Origin of the sequence: Micromonospora thermarum (assembly GCF_012034245.1) — a bacterium.
Classification (GTDB): domain Bacteria; phylum Actinomycetota; class Actinomycetes; order Mycobacteriales; family Micromonosporaceae; genus Micromonospora; species Micromonospora thermarum.
Window position 1 is genome coordinate 1 of record NZ_JAATEO010000022.1, and the last position, 16,284, is coordinate 16,284.

Consider the following 16,284-nt stretch of genomic DNA (forward strand, 5'->3'; position numbering starts at 1 on the left):
TTAGGCCAACCGCAGCGGCGCGGCTGAGCCGGCACTTTGGCCCTTACCCGCCGCGACAGTGCTGCCGCCCGGTCGTCCGTGTGCCGCGCCATCCGCTCCGGCCGGCCGCGTCAACGCGGACGCTCTGCTGACTCCTCGGCGGTCACCGCCAACTCACCCCGGGGCTCGCTAAATGTCAAGAAGCCGCTGCGGAAGCTCCTGGAGACTATTGATGCGGATGTGCGCTCGCCTTACTTCTGGACGGGTGGCGTAGAAGTAACCCCACGGGCCACGCCGGATGAATACGGTCGTCAGGCCAGCGTCAAGCGCAGGAAGAATATCGTTGTCGAGGCGGTCGCCGACGTACGCGATCTCCTCGGGCGCGCACCCCGCCGACTCGATCAGCTTGGCGAAGAATTCAGGGGTTGGCTTTTCCGCACCCCAGTCGTCCGACGTCGCAACCAGATCCACACCCAGGTTCAGCTCGCGCAGCAGCCGGCCGGCACGGGCGGTCTGGTTGCCCGCCACGCCGACGAAGTAGCCGTCGGCCTTCAGGTTGGTGAGGCATTCCCGGACGTCCGGGTAGAGGTCGCGGCCGTTGAAGTGCTCCGCCAATCCGGCTTCGGCCCGGCGTTGCCGCTCCAGCGTGAGGTCGAATCCGGGCTGGAAGTGCTGGAAGACCTCCCGGTAGTCGCGTCCCTGCGCGATGACCTGCCCGAAGACCGCTGAGAACGTGTGCCGGGGGACACCCAGCCAGTCCGCCCAGGTGCCGTACTCGGTGGACTCGTCGATCAGCGTCTCGCCCACATCGAAGTAGACAGCGCGAATTCGCCGTGAGACAGAGTTCTGGACGGTCATGCGGTCAACGCACCCAATCGCTCGTCAAGGTCAGCTACGACGGTCGCATCGTCCCACGGCCTTAGCCGGGCACGGAACTCCTGAAGGCGGGTGCTCGCGGTTGCGTATCCGGCCATCGCCAGCGTTGCGGCGGCGTCCCCGGCGAGGTCACATGCCTGGTCCAGCTGCGGCTGGTCGTCGAGATAAGAGCTCGCTATGTCGATGAGGAACACCGCCTTCTGCTTGACCGCCCCGGGACCGAGTCCACGTAGTGCTCCTGCCAGGGCGAATCGGGCCTCCTCGGGCCGACCGAGTTGGAGGAACGCCCGACCGCGGAATCCGTCGAGGCGGTCCGCCGAGTAGTAGTCGAACCAGGCCGGCGGTGCCGCGTCAGCGGGTCGCGACAGCAGTGCGGTGGCTTGGTCCAGAGCACGCAGCGTTCCGGCCGCGTTCGCCGGTCCCAGCACCTCGGACTCCACCGCCGCGATCCATGACTCGATGAGCGGCACCCCACTGCGTCGGGCGTGATCAGCGGCGCCGGCGAGATAGCTGATGGCGGCTGACGTGTTGTGCTCGGCCGCCGGCACGAAGGCGAGATGGCCGAGCGCGGCGGCGGCGAGGAGGTCGTCCCCCACCTGGATGGCCGCTTCGTGGGCAAGCCCGAAGTAGCCCCGCGCGTCGGCCGCCCGCTGCAGGTCGAAAAACGTCAGTCGGCCGGCAAGCGTGGCGACTTCACTGCGGGTGCGCAGGACCCGGCGCTTGAGGCTTCCGTCGGGCAGTTGCCGCATGACGTCGACCGCAGCGTCGAGGTGATCGCGCGCCAGGCTGAGCAGATCGCCAGGTTTCCCCGACCCGTGATAGAGGTGCCGGTATATCTCCGCGCTGCGTTCGAGTCGGCTGACCTGAAGCTCCGGGACCGCTCCAGTCTGATCGACGAACGCGAGCGGGGAAGCCGCCATCGCCTTGATCGCAGTCCGCCGGCGCATCTCATCCTCCTGGTTCCCAGGTCGGGCCGCTGACACCCGACCGTATGCCTTCACGAGCAGGCCGTCCACGCCGAGTGCGCGGTCGCACACTTCAGCGAGTTCCATCGAACCCGGCTTCTCACCTCGCTCGACCTGCCCGAGGTACGTGAAGTCATAACTGGTCAGCAGCTGCATCTTCCGGAGCGACAAGCGTCGCTCCTGGCGGAGCCTGCGCAACACCTGCCCGAAAGTCTCACCGTCCACCCGGTCCCCCTGACCAGTGCCCCGGCGTAGGCCACCGTGGGCCTACGCGCTGTGGCTTCCGACGCACACACCGTACCGACCAAGCTCGATGCCGCACAGCAATCCGCATCGATGGCGGCGACACCGAAGCCGGCACCGGGGCGGGTGCCGGAGAGCACGCGGACCTTTCCCCCGGCCTGCGGAGCCGAACCCGCCCGCCTCGGTGCCTCTCAGTTGCAGGAGGACACGCGCTGCGCGAACAGCCAGAGGTACGGGCCGACCGTGGACTACGAGGATTTCCGGCCACGGCCCGTCCTGGTCCTGGACGTCTGCGGAGTTCTGCTGGCGGAGCCGACGGCACCCCTGTTCCGGGCCGTCGCCGAGGAAGCGGGCACCTCCTCCGACCGAGTCGAAGCACTCTTTCGCCACTACTTCCGGGACGCGTTGTGGTCCGGCCGACTCGACGAGTCCGCGTTCTGGCCGGCGTTCGCCGCAGCGTGCGGCGTCGGGCAGCCGTCGCCGACCTGGCCTGTGCTGTTGCGTTCGGCGATGGCGCCCTTGCCAGCCGTCTCCCGCCTACCCAGTTGGTCAAGGTCGGCGCAGATCTGGCTGTTGTCCAACCACCGTCACGAATGGCTGGTACCCGCGTTGCAGGCGGCCGGTCTTCACCGTCTCACCCATCGGATCTTCATCTCCAGTCAGACCGGTGCGGTCAAGCCGAATCCCTCGGCCTACATCCAGATTCTCGAGCAGGCGTCACCCGGTGACTGTCTCCTGTATGTCGATGACAAGAAGGTCAACGTCGAGGCGTTCAGGAACTTGGGGGTCGACGGCGTGCAGGCCGACCCGTCCGGCTCCTGGACCGCCACCGTCGATGGGTGGCTCGCGGCGCAAACGCGGAGGGCCCGGTGAGCGGACCATACCGTGATCTCGCGGCGGGAAGCTTCCTCGACGAGATCCCTCGACTCATCGACACTCTGAGCGCAGCGACGGACAGCGTCCCGGCCGAGGATCGGGTCTGGGTCTTCTACGGCAGCCGGGTCACCGGGGTTACGACCGCGACCAGCGACTTCGACGTATTGATGCTCCACCGCCACGACGAGGTTCCACCGACCCGCGTTGACGCCACCTACCGTGACGCGCCAGTGACCGTCTACTCCCTGTCGCGGTCCGCCTTATGCCGCGATGGCCAGGACCGCGCGTACGGCGGCTACTTCGCGTTGAAGCTGTTCAGTCCGTTCGTCTGCACCCCGGCTGACTACGCTACGGAACTGTTGACGAGCGTGGCGCGATTCTTGGCTCCACTGGCCGCCGACGTGGCCGGCAGGATCGACGCGATCACCAGGACCCGCCACCAAATCCTCGCCGACTCCTACCTGGCGTTCCTCGACCTCTATCCGGACTTCGACAGCTACGTCGCCCGAGTCCTGGCGGGGCCCGTGCTGGCGTCACCGCTGTGGCGACGGCAGGCGCAGGTGGTCGTCGACGCCTACGAACAGGCGCGAATGATTGATTGCGCGTCAGATGGCCGGTACACCTACTCCGGGCAGGCGACGATCGGGGACCTCCGGCATGAACGAGCCATCGCGGCGGCCCGCTTCTGGGCGTTCGGCGCGGTCTGCCACGGCAGCGACTTCCGTTTCCCCGACCTCTACCGGGACAAAGCACGTCAACACGCCACGGTTGGACAGCGGCAGCGGGTGTACGAGTCGCTTCAGCGGATCTCCCGTGGGCGGGCCGTCCGATGAGCGCGTTGCTCACCGAGTGGCACGCAACCCGCAATGCCCTGGTGGCAGCCGAGCACGCCGACAGGGCACGACGCTTCGGGCTCCAGTTGCTCATTCCTGCTTCCGAGGGCCTGCCACCGGTGATCGGCAATTTAGCGGGCCGGACCATCTGGGCCTGGCAGCCGGCAAGCCGGGCCTTGAGCGTGGTTGGTGACGACCGGGCGGACGTGCGCGTTGGCATCGCCGGAAGTCGACTGCACCTCGGCCATCTCAGTCTCGCGCGGGACATCGCCTGGCTGCAGGAGAAGGGCCACTCCGTGACCTTCATCGGCCGGCGAACCCGCACGACGGCCTCCGCAGCGATTGTCGAGCTCTTGGCGAAACGTGTGAGGCAATTCGGCGGACACGAGCCCGCTCGCTTCATCGACCTCGACACGGCCGAGGTTCGGGCCTTTGAGGACGATGTGCTGTCCGGGCTGGTGTTGCGCCGGATGCGGCAGCTCTATGGCTGGTCCGGCGATACGAGGCTGAGCCTGCTGCGGGACGCGATCACGATGATGAGCTTCTTCCTATACGAGCTGAGGCTGGGAGGGTCGGTCGCGCTGGTCGACGCCGGTCAGATGACGCACACGGCGCTGATGAGGACGGTGGCGCGCCGCCTGGCGGCACCGACGCCGTACGTGGCCTACCGACGACTGATTCCGAACCTGCGGCGCCGCGGTGGCAGGGCCAGCATCCACGAACCGGCCTCCACGATCCTTCTCGGCGATCGTTCGGACACGGTCCGGGACAAGTTCATGGCAGCGGTAACCGGCGGCCGGGCCTGCGCCGAGGAGCAACGTCAATATGGTGGCAATCCCGACGACTGCCCGACCTTCGAGGTCATCGAGTTGCTGTCCGCACCCGAACGGGCGACCGCCACGGCGCGTCGATGCCGAGCCGGCGAGGTGCTGTGCGGGCAGTGCAAGGCCGAGCACCTCGATGAGGTGATCTCGAGCATTCAAGGCGACGCTCGACAGGCCGCGCTCACTCGCGTTGGCACGAGTCCCGCCGTGTCGGCGGCGGTCGCCAACGTCGCTCCCACCTTGTACCGGCCACCGAGCCGGGAGCCGATGGACCTGGAGGCCGAAATTGCCAGGTACGCCGGGGTCGCGCCGAAACAGGTCGTGGTCGGTCACGGCACGACCGAAATCCTCGACTGGATCATGCGCGAGCAGGCCCCAGCCGGCCGGGCCGTGCTCGCGACGACCCCCACATTCGAGCTGTACGCACAGCTCGCCGCCAGAAACGGATTGCGCTTCGACGAGGTCGAGTGGGACGGCGACTCTCTGCGACATGACCTCGCCGCACTGGGAGCCACACTGACGAGTGACCACGCCGCGATGGTGGTGGATATCCCGCACACCGTCTCCGGCATCTCGGTACCGTTGTCGGACTTACTCGCCGCAGTCGTCCCTCGACTGCCCGGCGGGGCGAAGCTGATCATCGACAACGTCTACGGTGAGTTCATGGCACGTCCCCTCGCGCTGACGCCGCGGCTCCTCGAGGAGCGCGACGAGCTGGTGGTGTGCCGGTCACTGTCCAAGGCGCATTGCCTGCTCGGTGCCCGAGTCGGCTACGCGATCACCAACTCCGGCTACGCCGACCGGCTGCGTCGTCACCGGCTTCCGTACGCCGTCAGCGCGCTGGCCGCCACGGCAGCACACGCGTCCCTGCGCGATGACCGGAATCTTCGGCGCACCATCGCCGCCAACCGGCGGGCCTACGCGACGCTGACCGCCGAACTCGACCGACTGCGCATCGGGTACGCCCAGTCGGACGCGAGCTTCCTTCTGATCGAGCTCGGGGGCCGGCGCGACCAGGTCCTCGCCCTGCTACGTGCCTGCGGGCTGCGGTTCCGTGACGGCTCACGATGGCGACTTCCAACGATGATCCAGGTCCATCTCATCGACGAGGCGACCGTCGCCTCGTTGGTGCGCGCCCTGCGCGACCTTCGTTGACCCGTCACACCCGTGAAAGGCCCTCTTCGTCATGACCGCTCAGCGGATGCTCACCGGTGACCGTCCCACCGGGAAACTGCACCTCGGCCACTATGTCGGCAGCATCGCCAACCGGGTGAAGCTGCACCGAAAGTATGAGAGCTACTTCATCCTCGCCGACCTGCACATGCTGACCACCAAGAACACCCGCGACGACATCGCCAAGGCCACCCAGAACGCCCGCGACATGGTCGTCGACTCCCTCGCCGCCGGGATCGACCCCGACAGCGCCACCTTCTACCTGCAGTCGGCGATCCAGGAGGTCGGAGACCTCAACACCCTCTTCCAGAACCTCGTCACGGTGCCGCGCCTGGAGCGGGTGCCCTCGCTCAAGGACATGGCCCGCGATGCCGGCAAGGAGGAGATGCCGTACGGGCTGCTCGGCTACCCGGTCCTGCAGGCCGCCGACATCCTCTGCGTCAAGGCCCACATGGTCCCCGTAGGCAAGGACAACGCCGCACACGTCGAGGTCACCAGGGAGATCGCCCGCCGCTTCAACCACCTCTACGGCGACGTCTTCCCCGTCCCCGAACTGGTCAGCGCCGAGACGCCCACCCTGGTCGGTACCGACGGCCGGGCCAAGATGAGCAAGAGCCTCGGCAACGCCATCGCCCTGTCCGACGAGCCAGCCGAAGTCCGCCGCAAGGTGATGGGCATGTACACCGACCCGAACCGGATCCGCGCGGACGTGCCCGGCACGGTCGAGGGCAACCCGGTGTTCATGTACCACGACGTCTTCAACCCGAACCGGGCCGAGGTCGACGACCTCAAGAGCCGCTACCGAGAGGGCAAGGTCGGTGACGTCGAGGTCAAGGAGAATCTCGCCGCCGCGTTGAACGCGTTCCTCGATCCCATGCGCGAGCGGCGCGCCCGCTTCGAGGCCGACAAGGGCCTGGTCGACGAACTGATCGTGGAAGGCACAGAACGCACCCGGCGGGTGGTGCAGCAGACCGTGTTCGAGGCGCGCAAGGCGATGGGTCTCACCGGTGTCTACACGCAGATTCGCCGTAAGGCGGAACGGTCCCGGAAACCCGCAGCCAGTACCGCGTAGAAGAGGACCCTCATGAGTCGCCACGAAGCCGGCCGGCAGGCCGGCAGCTTCCTGCTGCGCACGATCAGGTCGGGAACCTCGGGCGCCGCGGTGTTCCTCCTGCGGCAACCCGGCGGCACGACTGTCGCCACGAAGGTCACCCGTAACCCACGGGTCAGCTCCACCGTCCAGGTCAAGCGGCACGACCTCGTAGCGCAGCACTTCGCCTCGCACACCCCGGTGGTGCTCGGCACCGCCACCGAGGCCGGGCTCGACGTCATCGTCACAGCGGCGCCCGCCGTGTGGAGCCTCGACGAAGCCATCGACCGCCTCGGGCCGACACCGGGGCTTCATGCCGTCTGGCGGGACGTAGTCGCTGCTCTCGTCACGGTGTGGCGGTCAACCGCACAGCCCGGCTTCGATCCCGCCAACGCCACCCGCAAGCACGATCTGCGGTGCAGGCGCGGCCATCAAGGTCTGGAAGACGCGCTCACCGGAGAACTCGGACCACCGTCACAGTGGTCGAATCTCGTGATCAACAGACGCGACTCGATGTCGTGGTCCCGTGCTTTCGGACGACTCCTCGGCGTAGGCAGACCCGACTTCCGCGTCACCTGTCACGGCGATCCGCACGCCGGCAACGTGCTGGTCGCCGCCGACGGGACGTGGTACCTCGTGGACTGGGAATGGTCCGGCGACCACCACGACTGGCGCATGATGATCAGCCACCTGCTGGGCGGCTGGTACGTCCGCGACCTCATGGACCACGCCTCCGGCACAGCCACAGCGACACCCGACGGGGTCCTGCTGGACTACGTCATCGGTGGAACGCCCCGGTTGCGCCAGTTTGCGGATCCGGCGGCCGAAGCGTTCCGGCAGATGACGACGCCTGCCCAAGCGGAGCAAGATCTCAGCGACGTGGCCCGGTACGTCGCGCTCCTTCTTCTCCGGGAGATCCCGCGTGCGGCGCTGACCGGGCGGCGTCATCTCATCGCACCGCTGCTCGGCGAGTGCGTCCGGCTCACCATGGGCGATCACGCACGTCATCCAGCCATGCGGTTGCTCGCCTCGTCGATACGGGCGGCGGCGTGATGCGACTCGGACTGGCCTTGCCGCACTACCCGTTCTCGTTCCCGACGCCACAGCCCTCCATCGCCCGCCGCGCGATCGAGTACGCCAGACTCGCCGAGGACGCGGGCTTTCAGCAGGTGTGGGTCTCGGACCACTTCTGGGTCGATGTCGCGGCCGCAGGTCGACTGGAGCAAAGACAACAGCCGGCCGAGTGTTGGACCCTGCTGGCAGCGATAGCGGCGACGACGACCCGCGTCCGCATCGGCTCGCTGGCGACACCTGTCGGGTTCCGGAATCCCAACCTGCTCGCACGTATGGCGGCGACGGTGCACGGGTTCGCGGCCGGACGGCTCGACGTCGCCCTCGGAGCCGGATGGAATGAATCGGAATACCGAGCGAACGGCCTTGCCTTCCCGCCGGCAGGGCAGCGACTGGCGTCGCTCGCGGACACTGTCCACCTCCTCCAACAGCAGGCGCCCGGTGTGCCAGTCTGGGTTGCCGGAAAACGCCCCAAGCTGCTCGAGGTGGCCGCGACGGCGGACGGCTGGAACACAGCCTGGGACACCACGATGGCCGAGTACCAGCACCGGGATGCGCTCTTGCGGCAAGCCTGTCACCGAGGCGGGCGCGATCCCGCGACAGTCCGCCGGTCCCTCGGCCTGACCACACTCATCGGACGCGACAACGACGACCTTGAGAGACGATGGCGCAGGCTGCAGCGCTGGGCACCCGGAGACGCGCTGACCACTATCTCGCTACGCCAGTGGTCGCAGCCCCGCCTGGTCGGCACACCGACAGAAGTGGCCCAGCAGCTCCGCCGATGGGACGACACCGGCGTCGAGCAGGTCATCTGCTCGTTCGGAGCACCCTTCGCCGTCCACGACGACGAGCAACTCGAGTTGGCCACCGACACGATGGCACTGCTCGATAGCTCGTAGCCAGGTCAGTGGCCAACCAACCGAGACGGGCTGCGTCGAGGGAGCGGGGCGGGCGGGCGCCTGGAGCAACCCGACGCGCTCGCGCGTCAACCGGCCTGACACTACGGTCAAACGATGACCCGCACCGATCTTGACGCCCTGGTCATCGGCGCCGGCGTATCCGGCCTCGCCACCGCCGTCTGCCTCGCCGAAGCCGGACTACGGGTCAAAATCTGGGCAGCCGAGCCACCCGAGCAGACCACCTCGTACGCCGCCGGCGCGATGTGGGGGCCGTACCTCGTCGAACCCGTCGACCGGGTACGCGTCTGGAGCGCCCAGACCCTCGATGTGTTGCTTGAACTCGCTACCGATCCGCAGACCGGCGTGCGCCTCGTCCCCGGCGTTGAAGCATCCCGCAAGCCTGTCGATCCGCCGGAGTGGGGCAACCAACTCGACGGGTTCCGCATGTGCGACGTGGACGAGTTACCGGACGGCTTCGCCACAGGTTGGCGCTACACCGCGCCGCTGGCCGACATGCCGACCTACCTCGGCTACCTGGAACGACGTTTCTCGGCGGCCAGCGGCCAAGTCGAGATCCGGCTAATCGACTCACTCGACCAAGCCGCCGGCATCGCAGCGGTCGTCGTCAACTGCGCGGGTATGGGAGCGCAGGGTCTCGTTCCCGACCCCGAACTGACTCCGATCCGCGGGCAGCTCGTCGTCGTCGAGAACCCCGGCATCACCGAATTCTTTTCCGAAGACACCGGGCTATCCCCTGACCTAGTGCACTTCTACCCGCACGGCGAGACGGTCGTTCTTGGCGGTACCGCCCAGCCCGGCGACTGGAGCCGAGAGCCCGATCCGAACGTTGCTGCCGCGATCATCGCCCGCTGCGCCAGTGTAGAGCCCCGCCTCCGAAACGCCCGCGTCATCGAGCACCGCGTCGGCCTCCGCCCCACACGACCTTACGTCCGCGTCGAAGGGGAGCGGCTTGATGGCGGCACGCTGATTCACAACTACGGCCACGGCGGAGCCGGGTTCACACTCTCCTGGGGGTGCGCGAAGCACCTACTGCGACTCGTCTGTTGACGATGTACTCGTCTCCGAGTGGGAAGGCATGCCGTCATGCCAGCCTCAACCAGGGAAGGAGCCCGTCCCCTGATCCAGAACTTCGCGCCCTCACCATCGGTGCCGGGCCACAACCCGAAAACGTCCTTCTCGCCGTCCAGGGTCACCGCCCTGGGACCACCGCGCGTCAACTCGGGGACGCGGCCCCAGGCGGAGCCGATCGCGACGGGGCCGGGCATCGTGCATCGAGCGGTCTATCGGAGCGGTCATTGCCGGCGCCGGATCGCAGGGTGAGGCTTGTTCAGGAGTCGTGGCTCCGCAGGCATCGAAGCTCGTCGGGTACCTTGTCAATCCTCACCCGCCACCGGTAGGAGGGCGCTGCGGCGTGTCGCACATCGGCAAGATCACCGGTGAACTCCGTGCGCTGGCGGCTGGCGTCGAACGCGCTCAGGGGCTGGCAGCCGCTGCCGACGGTCAGGCGCAGGCGGTTGCGCTCCGCGCCGCCGGTGCTGGCTTCACGGCCGTGGCAGCGGGTGTGGCCCCGGTGCGGAATGCGATCACGGGGATCCAGGGCAGCCTGCGCGGTGTCGCTGGTGCGATCGGTGAGGCGGCGAAGGCCACCGCGGCGGTGCCCCAGGAAGCCACCCCGCAGGAAACAATCGCCGGGCTGGCGCCCGTGCAGCACACCGTGGACAGCGCCCGCGACGCGACGGTCGGGGCTATCACTCAGGTCGGTGAGGCGCAGCAGCTCGTCACCATGGCTCTGCAGGGTGGGCAACCCGGGCCCCTGCTGCAGGCCCTGGAGAGCATCAAGCAGGTCCTGGTGCTGGTCGTTCAGCGCTCCGCCACCGCCCGGCAGCTCGTCGAAGCGGCGATCGCCGAAGCACGACAGTTGGGGTCGTCGGGAAACTGACCGGGGCTGGCGGTCCCACACCGGCCAGCCCCGCCCCTGCTACGACCGGCGGCCCGCCCCCGCTGGCCCCCACCCTTGACGGCACCGCCTTCACCGACAACGACGACGCAGGAACCCCGTGGACCAGGCGTCCCACCGGGGTCCCAGGCGGGTCGCCTACCGGACCGCGGACCCGCATCTCCCCGAACGAGAAGCCACGGGAACGGCGTGCTCTGGAGCTGGAGAACGAGTGTGCCGACAGGGTCGCCGCCAAGGGCTACCGGGTCCACCAGAACCCCACGAAACAGGAGGTCGCGGACGCTCGACTCGATACCGGGGACGGCGGGAAGCCGGAGAAGGCACCCGACTTCCTCATCGAGGGGCACGTCTTTGACTGCTTCGCTCCCACCCCTCCTGTGCCAGTCCGCGCTGTCTGGAGCGCGGTGTCTAGGAAGATCGACACGGAGCAGACCCAACGCGTGATACTGAACCTCCACGACTGGCGAGGAGACCTCGCCGCCCTGCGCAAGCAGTTCGACGACTGGCCCATAGCAGGGCTGAAGGAACTGGCGGCGGTAACGCGCAACGGTGCCATCATTCAGATCGTCCGGCGAGACTGATGGAGAGTGCAGATGGCTATCGAGTACCGGCTGACACTCGCGGGCGACATCCCACTGGAGCAGGTAGCGGACCTGGCTGCCCCCGGATCTACCGAGACGTCGACGCTGTCCGGCGGCAGGATGCTCAGCGCTGACCTGAACGAAGCCTACGGATACGTCGTTGACATCACCGGCGGCAGGCACGGCTACTACTGCGCCGAGGATGACGGTGGTTCCTTGTGGCAGTGGGAACCGGAGGCCTACGTCGACGTTACCTTCCACATGCGCAAAGACACCCTCACCGACAAGGGAAAGCCCCACATGCTGGCAACGGTCGCCCGGATCCTGGCCGCCCGGACCGAGGACGCGGCGCTGACCTTCAACGGCGACTTTCTGATGCTGACCCGCGTCGCGGGGACCATCCACAAGCACAACGCGGACGAGTGGTACGACGCGGACTACAACAACATCCTCCACGTCTGACAGACGACATCCTCGGCTTGGACTCGCGAGGCACCCCAGTCCTCAGGCCACCTCTACCAAGAGTCCCCGTATGCCCAGCCACAATCTCGCGCTCGAAGCCATACGGAATTCACAGTTTCTACCGGAGCCGGGGCGGTTCACTCGGGAAGCGCCCAGCCATGATCCGTCGATACGCCTCCGCCGGCGCCGTCGTCACGACCGACAATCTGCGGGCCGAATCCCTCGCCCCGGAGGCGCTCCTCGCCGCCCTCAAAGCCGATCACTACTACTCGAGTACCGGCCCCGAACTGCACGACATCCAGCTCGATGACGACTTCACCACGGTGCGGTGCTCACCCGTACGCAAAGTGCTGATCACCGGAGGTGACCCGGGTGCGCAGGTGGTCCAGGGCGAGGCACTGAGGGAGTGCTCCCTGCCCGTGGCGATGTTCAGACGTGGATGGTGCCGAGTCACGGTCGAGGACACCCACGGGCGGCGCGCCTGGAGCAACCCGATCTACCTGGGACCAGGCTGCAGCCCCTCCACCAAGGCGTAACCCGGATCTTGAAACTGCACGGTACTGTCGTGCTGTCCCGGTGACTGGCTGTCAAGCCCGAGAAGGGAATCGTGTCATGCTCTGGCCCGCGCTCCAGGTGCTCTCTCGGGGAGAGCTGACATCCGACCAGCTACAGCGACTGCTCGGCATGCTTCAGCTTGAAGATGTCCCTCGTACCGAGGGGCCCGGAGCGGTGAAAAGCATGGCGCACAGTTCCTTTGCCGATGACACCGGCACCCGCCTCGTCCTGGACCTCGCGCGCACCGGTGAGTCCGGCTGGGTGTTCACCCTGTTCTTCGACGGGGAACCGCCCTCGATCGACACCGTCGAAGGCCACCGGACACTGCTCCGCGACACCGTCGAGCGGCTCGGTCTCACCCTCATCGAGGTCACCCCTGCCACCACCGCCGACGAAGTTCATGTCCCGCCTCAGGAACCGGGCGGCACTGCCGAGCCGACTATCGGCCCCTCCTGGGACCTCCCCTACGACGATCTGAACCAACTCTGGCCGCACGTTGGCCTGCGTAAGAACGCCCCCAAAGACGTGAAGGCGGTCAAGCTACGCGAGGTGATGCGCAGCCCAGCATGGTCTGCCGCTCCCCTGGCCCTCCAACGCCAGGCCGAGTCCTTCCTCCACGACACCTGACCCGTCAAAGCGGACTGGCCTAGAGACAGCGCTCAATTACAGGACTGGTAACGCCATCGAGCGGGGGACTGCGGTGAGCGAGCAGCCGACTGACGAGGCGGGCAGGGCGGGCCCGCAGGGCTGGCCCTGCCCGCCATGACGCGGGACGGTTGGGTGACCTGCGCCAAGGGTCACGCGCACTGGGCCGATTCGGCGCGGCCGGGGCTGCTGCCCGTCCACCGTGCCGCAGACGACGAGCTCTACGTGCTCATGATCGTCGGGGTGCGGAATGGGAGCCCGAGGTGTACGTCGACATCGGCTTCGACATGCGCACCGACGACATGGCCGACAAGGGGGTGCCGAACATGGTGACCACGGTGGCCCGGTACTGACCGACCGAACCGAGGACGCGGCGCTGGTGCTCAACGGCAACTGGCTGTTACTCACCCGCGTCGACGGGACGCTACGCAAGCACCGACCGCAGTGGTGGGCCCACCACGGCGTGGATCACCTCATCCCGTGGTAAGGGATAACACCGACCTGCCACTCGCGTCCACGTTCACGGTCTTCGACGCCCAAGACTCGGGATGCCTGTCCTACGGCGTCGAAGATGCCGGGCGCCGCTGGTTCGTCAAGAAGGCCACCACCCCGCAGGCCCGCCTCTCGCTGATCCGGGCCGCCGAGTTTCACACCGCAGTCCAGCATCCGGCGATCATCCGCCCCGAGCAGGTCCTCGACGGCCCCGACGGGCCAGTGCTGGTCTACCCATGGCACGACGGCACAGTTCTCAACCACGCCACCAGACACGGCTCGGACCGCACCGCACTGGTCCGGTTCCAGCAGCTACCCCTCCCGGACGTCGAGGCGGCCATCACCAGGATCCTCGACGCGCACCTGGCCATCACGGCAGCCGGCTACGTCGCGGTCGACCTGTACGACGGCTGCTTCCTCTACGACTTCGACAGACGTCAGATGTGGCTGATCGACCTGGACGAGTACCGACCCGGCCCCTTCGTCCTCGACGCCGACCGCCTCCCCGGATCCCACCGCTACATGGCCCCGGAAGAGGTCGTCCGCGGCGCCGTCATCGACCAGCGCACCACCGTGTACACCCTCGGCCGCACCATCCACCACCTGCTCGACTCCCCACACGGCTCGCGGGGCTCCCCCGCGCAAGCTCAGCTCGTGGCCCACGCCACCCGCGCGACACCCGGAGATCGACACCCCGCCGTGACGACACTGGTCACCGCCTGGCGAGCCACGCTGACGACGTGAGACGCGCGGTGGGCAACACCGGGCTGGATGACGGTCGGTCCGGGGAACGGCCTTGCGGCGCCCCCGGGCCGGCCGGCTAGGCTGCTGCCATGACCAGCTCGCACGCGTACCCGACGACGTCCCCCGACGTCCAGTTCGGCGCTGCGACGCCGGCGGTCCCGCGACCGCCTGCGCTGAGCATTCCTCTCTGCGACCGGCGGATCGAGCCGCCGGTCACCGCCGAACGTCCTCGGTCCGCCCGCATCCAACGTCCGGAGATCCGCGCGAAGTGGATCCGAGCGAGATCGGCGTACCCAGGGATCTGGAGCAACTGCTGACCGACAGGCTGGCGCCAGCATTCGAGACGGTGGCCGGCGTACCGGTGGACCCGGTCGTGCGGCGCTCGCACCGCGCGGACTTCCAGTCCGACGCCGCGCTGGCGCTGGCCCGGCGGCTCGGCCGGCCGCCGCGCGCGATCGCCGCCGAGGTGCTGGATCGCGCGGACCTGGCCGACCTGTGCACCGCGGCGGAGGTCTCCGGGCCGGGCTTTCTCAACCTGACCGTCGCCGACGAGGCTTTGGCCGGGCTGGTTGCCGCGCTGGCCACCGACCCGCGGCTCGGGGTGCCGGTGGCCGCCGAGCCGGAGACCATTGTGGTCGACTACTCGGCGCCGAACGTGGCGAAGGAGATGCACGTCGGGCACCTGCGGTCGACGGTGATCGGCGACGCGGCGGCCCGGCTGCTGAAGTGGCTCGGGCACCGGGTGCTCCGGGCCAACCACCTGGTCGACTGGGGCACACCGTTCGGCATGCTGATCGAGCACCTGATCGACCTGGGCGAGGCCGAGGCGGCGCAGGAGCTGTCCATGGGCGACCTGGACTACCACAGCCACAATCCCGGGCGACCCGGCCGAGGCAACCGCTTGCGCGAAGAGCGTTCTCCACGCCGTCCGCTTAGCCGCGATCTCGTTTCCGGCCTTGAGCAACTGGCCCCAGGTCCATCGCCCAGGTCTCCGACTGGCCCACCTCCAGGCGGTGCGGCAGTGGCTTTCCGATGAAGTCGGCCATCGGAAACAGGGTGCCGGCAGCAGGATGCCGGAAGCCCCACCGTTCGACTGTGACCGGCTGCCGGCCCACGTTCGCCACCCTGACGGCGGCGATCGGCTGTCGGTAGCCCTGCTGAGCCAGCTCGGTCAGCCAGTCCGGCTTGAAGCTGTTTGGCTCTGCGGTGAGCATCGCCTGGCTGCCCGTGGCCCCGACCCGGAGTTCGACCTTCACCCGTCCACCGGCGAGCACGAAGTTCGCGGCCTGCCAGCCGAGAGACAGGCAGGCGAGCACCAGGCCGCAGATGGCGACGACAAGCGATGCGTTCTGCATGGGTGCCGACCGTAGCCGGTCGGCTGCCCGCCAGCGTTCCGGCCGAGCTGGCGCGCTACGCCGGTCTCACCCGACCGCCGCCACGGTGGCCCCGAGATACGCTCGGTGCGGCCCACCCATGGCCGAAGGGATACATGTGAACGAAAAGCCGGTTCCGGGCCAGCAGTGCCCAGAGGACGGATGCAAGCAGATCGTCACCGACGTCTCCGGACCGGAGCTCCAGTCGGTGAAGCCTCGTTACGGTGGCCCGGTCCACCTCTACCGTGACGTTGACGAGCTGGTTTACACGGCTGAGCCGTGCAAGCACCAGTACCGTCAGCGGATCGGCTAGTTCCGGGCCTACACGGGCTGGTGTTCCAGGCACAACAACGACCCACCAGGATCGATCCTGGTGGGTCGTTCGGTGTCCCGAGGCTTAGAAACCTCCCAGCCCTGGCTGCCGATTCGGCGCGCCTCTCGGCGGGGGCGGGCTTGTCCGCGTCGGCGCCACCGGCTTCTTCGCCTCGGCCTCCAGCCCAGGGAGCATCCGCTCCAAGGCCGCATGCCACCGCTTGTGCTTCGCTGTGTTGTCGACCATCGCCCCGCACGTGTTGTCGACCATCGCCCCGCACTTCAGGCACTCGGTCAGGTCGTTGGACATGCC

16 protein-coding genes and 2 pseudogenes are annotated in these 16,284 nt (G+C 67.9%); 15 read left to right on the forward strand and 3 right to left on the reverse strand.

Annotation, left to right across the window (positions count from 1 at the left end):
- Nucleotides 1–168: 168 nt before the first annotated feature.
- Nucleotides 169–837, reverse strand: a complete 669-nt coding sequence (locus tag HCJ94_RS19760; RefSeq protein WP_168002520.1) for an HAD family hydrolase — start codon at nt 835–837, stop codon at nt 169–171.
- Nucleotides 834–2,045, reverse strand: coding sequence for an NsdA family TPR-like regulatory protein (locus tag HCJ94_RS19765; protein ID WP_373684361.1), 1,212 nt, complete (start codon nt 2,043–2,045; stop codon nt 834–836). The genes HCJ94_RS19760 and HCJ94_RS19765 overlap by 4 nt, the downstream gene beginning before the upstream one ends.
- Before the next feature lie 261 nt (nt 2,046–2,306).
- On the opposite strand from HCJ94_RS19765, the gene HCJ94_RS19770 reads away from it, so the two are divergent.
- From HCJ94_RS19770 to argS, 15 genes and pseudogenes are all read left to right on the forward strand, one after another.
- Complete coding sequence (locus tag HCJ94_RS19770; protein WP_168002522.1) at nt 2,307–2,936, forward strand: HAD family hydrolase; 630 nt, start codon at nt 2,307–2,309, stop codon at nt 2,934–2,936.
- On the forward strand, nt 2,933–3,772 hold the full coding sequence (locus tag HCJ94_RS19775; RefSeq protein ID WP_168002523.1) for a nucleotidyltransferase domain-containing protein: 840 nt from the start codon (nt 2,933–2,935) through the stop codon (nt 3,770–3,772). The genes HCJ94_RS19770 and HCJ94_RS19775 overlap by 4 nt, the downstream gene beginning before the upstream one ends.
- Before the next feature lie 1,091 nt (nt 3,773–4,863).
- Nucleotides 4,864–5,751 (forward strand): aminotransferase class I/II-fold pyridoxal phosphate-dependent enzyme, encoded by an 888-nt coding sequence (locus HCJ94_RS31220; RefSeq protein ID WP_309227354.1) that lies wholly within the window; start codon nt 4,864–4,866, stop codon nt 5,749–5,751.
- Between the two features lie 31 nt (nt 5,752–5,782).
- Nucleotides 5,783–6,841 (forward strand): tryptophan--tRNA ligase, encoded by a 1,059-nt coding sequence (gene trpS / locus HCJ94_RS19785; RefSeq protein ID WP_168002525.1) that lies wholly within the window; start codon nt 5,783–5,785, stop codon nt 6,839–6,841.
- Between the two features lie 12 nt (nt 6,842–6,853).
- Complete coding sequence (locus HCJ94_RS19790; RefSeq protein ID WP_255481106.1) at nt 6,854–7,912, forward strand: phosphotransferase; 1,059 nt, start codon at nt 6,854–6,856, stop codon at nt 7,910–7,912.
- On the forward strand, nt 7,912–8,829 hold the full coding sequence (locus tag HCJ94_RS19795; protein ID WP_168002527.1) for an LLM class flavin-dependent oxidoreductase: 918 nt from the start codon (nt 7,912–7,914) through the stop codon (nt 8,827–8,829). Before HCJ94_RS19790 ends, HCJ94_RS19795 begins: the two co-directional genes overlap by 1 nt.
- A 114-nt stretch (nt 8,830–8,943) precedes the next feature.
- Nucleotides 8,944–9,897 carry an FAD-dependent oxidoreductase gene (locus HCJ94_RS19800; protein WP_168002528.1) on the forward strand — a complete coding sequence of 318 codons (954 nt, stop codon included), beginning with the start codon at nt 8,944–8,946 and terminating at the stop codon, nt 9,895–9,897.
- A gap of 364 nt (nt 9,898–10,261) precedes the next feature.
- The gene (locus tag HCJ94_RS19805) at nt 10,262–10,789 is read left to right on the forward strand and encodes a DUF6244 family protein (protein WP_168002529.1); all 528 of its coding nucleotides are present in this window, start codon (nt 10,262–10,264) and stop codon (nt 10,787–10,789) included.
- A 176-nt stretch (nt 10,790–10,965) separates the two neighbouring features.
- Nucleotides 10,966–11,388, forward strand: a complete 423-nt coding sequence (locus tag HCJ94_RS19810; protein ID WP_168002617.1) for a CdiA C-terminal domain-containing protein — start codon at nt 10,966–10,968, stop codon at nt 11,386–11,388.
- 12 nt (nt 11,389–11,400) lie between these two features.
- On the forward strand, nt 11,401–11,850 hold the full coding sequence (locus HCJ94_RS19815; protein ID WP_168002530.1) for a SitI3 family protein: 450 nt from the start codon (nt 11,401–11,403) through the stop codon (nt 11,848–11,850).
- Between the two features lie 158 nt (nt 11,851–12,008).
- A complete protein-coding gene (locus HCJ94_RS19820) occupies nt 12,009–12,386 on the forward strand; it encodes a hypothetical protein (RefSeq protein ID WP_240944351.1) in 378 nt (125 codons plus the stop codon).
- Between the two features lie 76 nt (nt 12,387–12,462).
- Complete coding sequence (locus tag HCJ94_RS19825; protein WP_240944352.1) at nt 12,463–13,032, forward strand: hypothetical protein; 570 nt, start codon at nt 12,463–12,465, stop codon at nt 13,030–13,032.
- A gap of 260 nt (nt 13,033–13,292) precedes the next feature.
- Nucleotides 13,293–13,537 (forward strand): annotated as a pseudogene (locus HCJ94_RS19830) (SitI3 family protein); the annotation flags it as partial.
- Nucleotides 13,531–14,286, forward strand: a complete 756-nt coding sequence (locus HCJ94_RS19835) for a protein kinase family protein (RefSeq protein WP_168002531.1) — start codon at nt 13,531–13,533, stop codon at nt 14,284–14,286. The pseudogene HCJ94_RS19830 and the gene HCJ94_RS19835, both read left to right, overlap by 7 nt.
- A 283-nt stretch (nt 14,287–14,569) precedes the next feature.
- Nucleotides 14,570–15,145: pseudogene (gene argS, locus HCJ94_RS19840) on the forward strand (arginine--tRNA ligase domain-containing protein); the annotation flags it as partial.
- 73 nt (nt 15,146–15,218) lie between these two features.
- On the opposite strand, the gene HCJ94_RS19845 reads toward argS, so the two are convergent.
- A complete protein-coding gene (locus tag HCJ94_RS19845; protein ID WP_168002532.1) occupies nt 15,219–15,641 on the reverse strand; it encodes a hypothetical protein in 423 nt (140 codons plus the stop codon).
- Nucleotides 15,642–16,284: the final 643 nt, after the last annotated feature.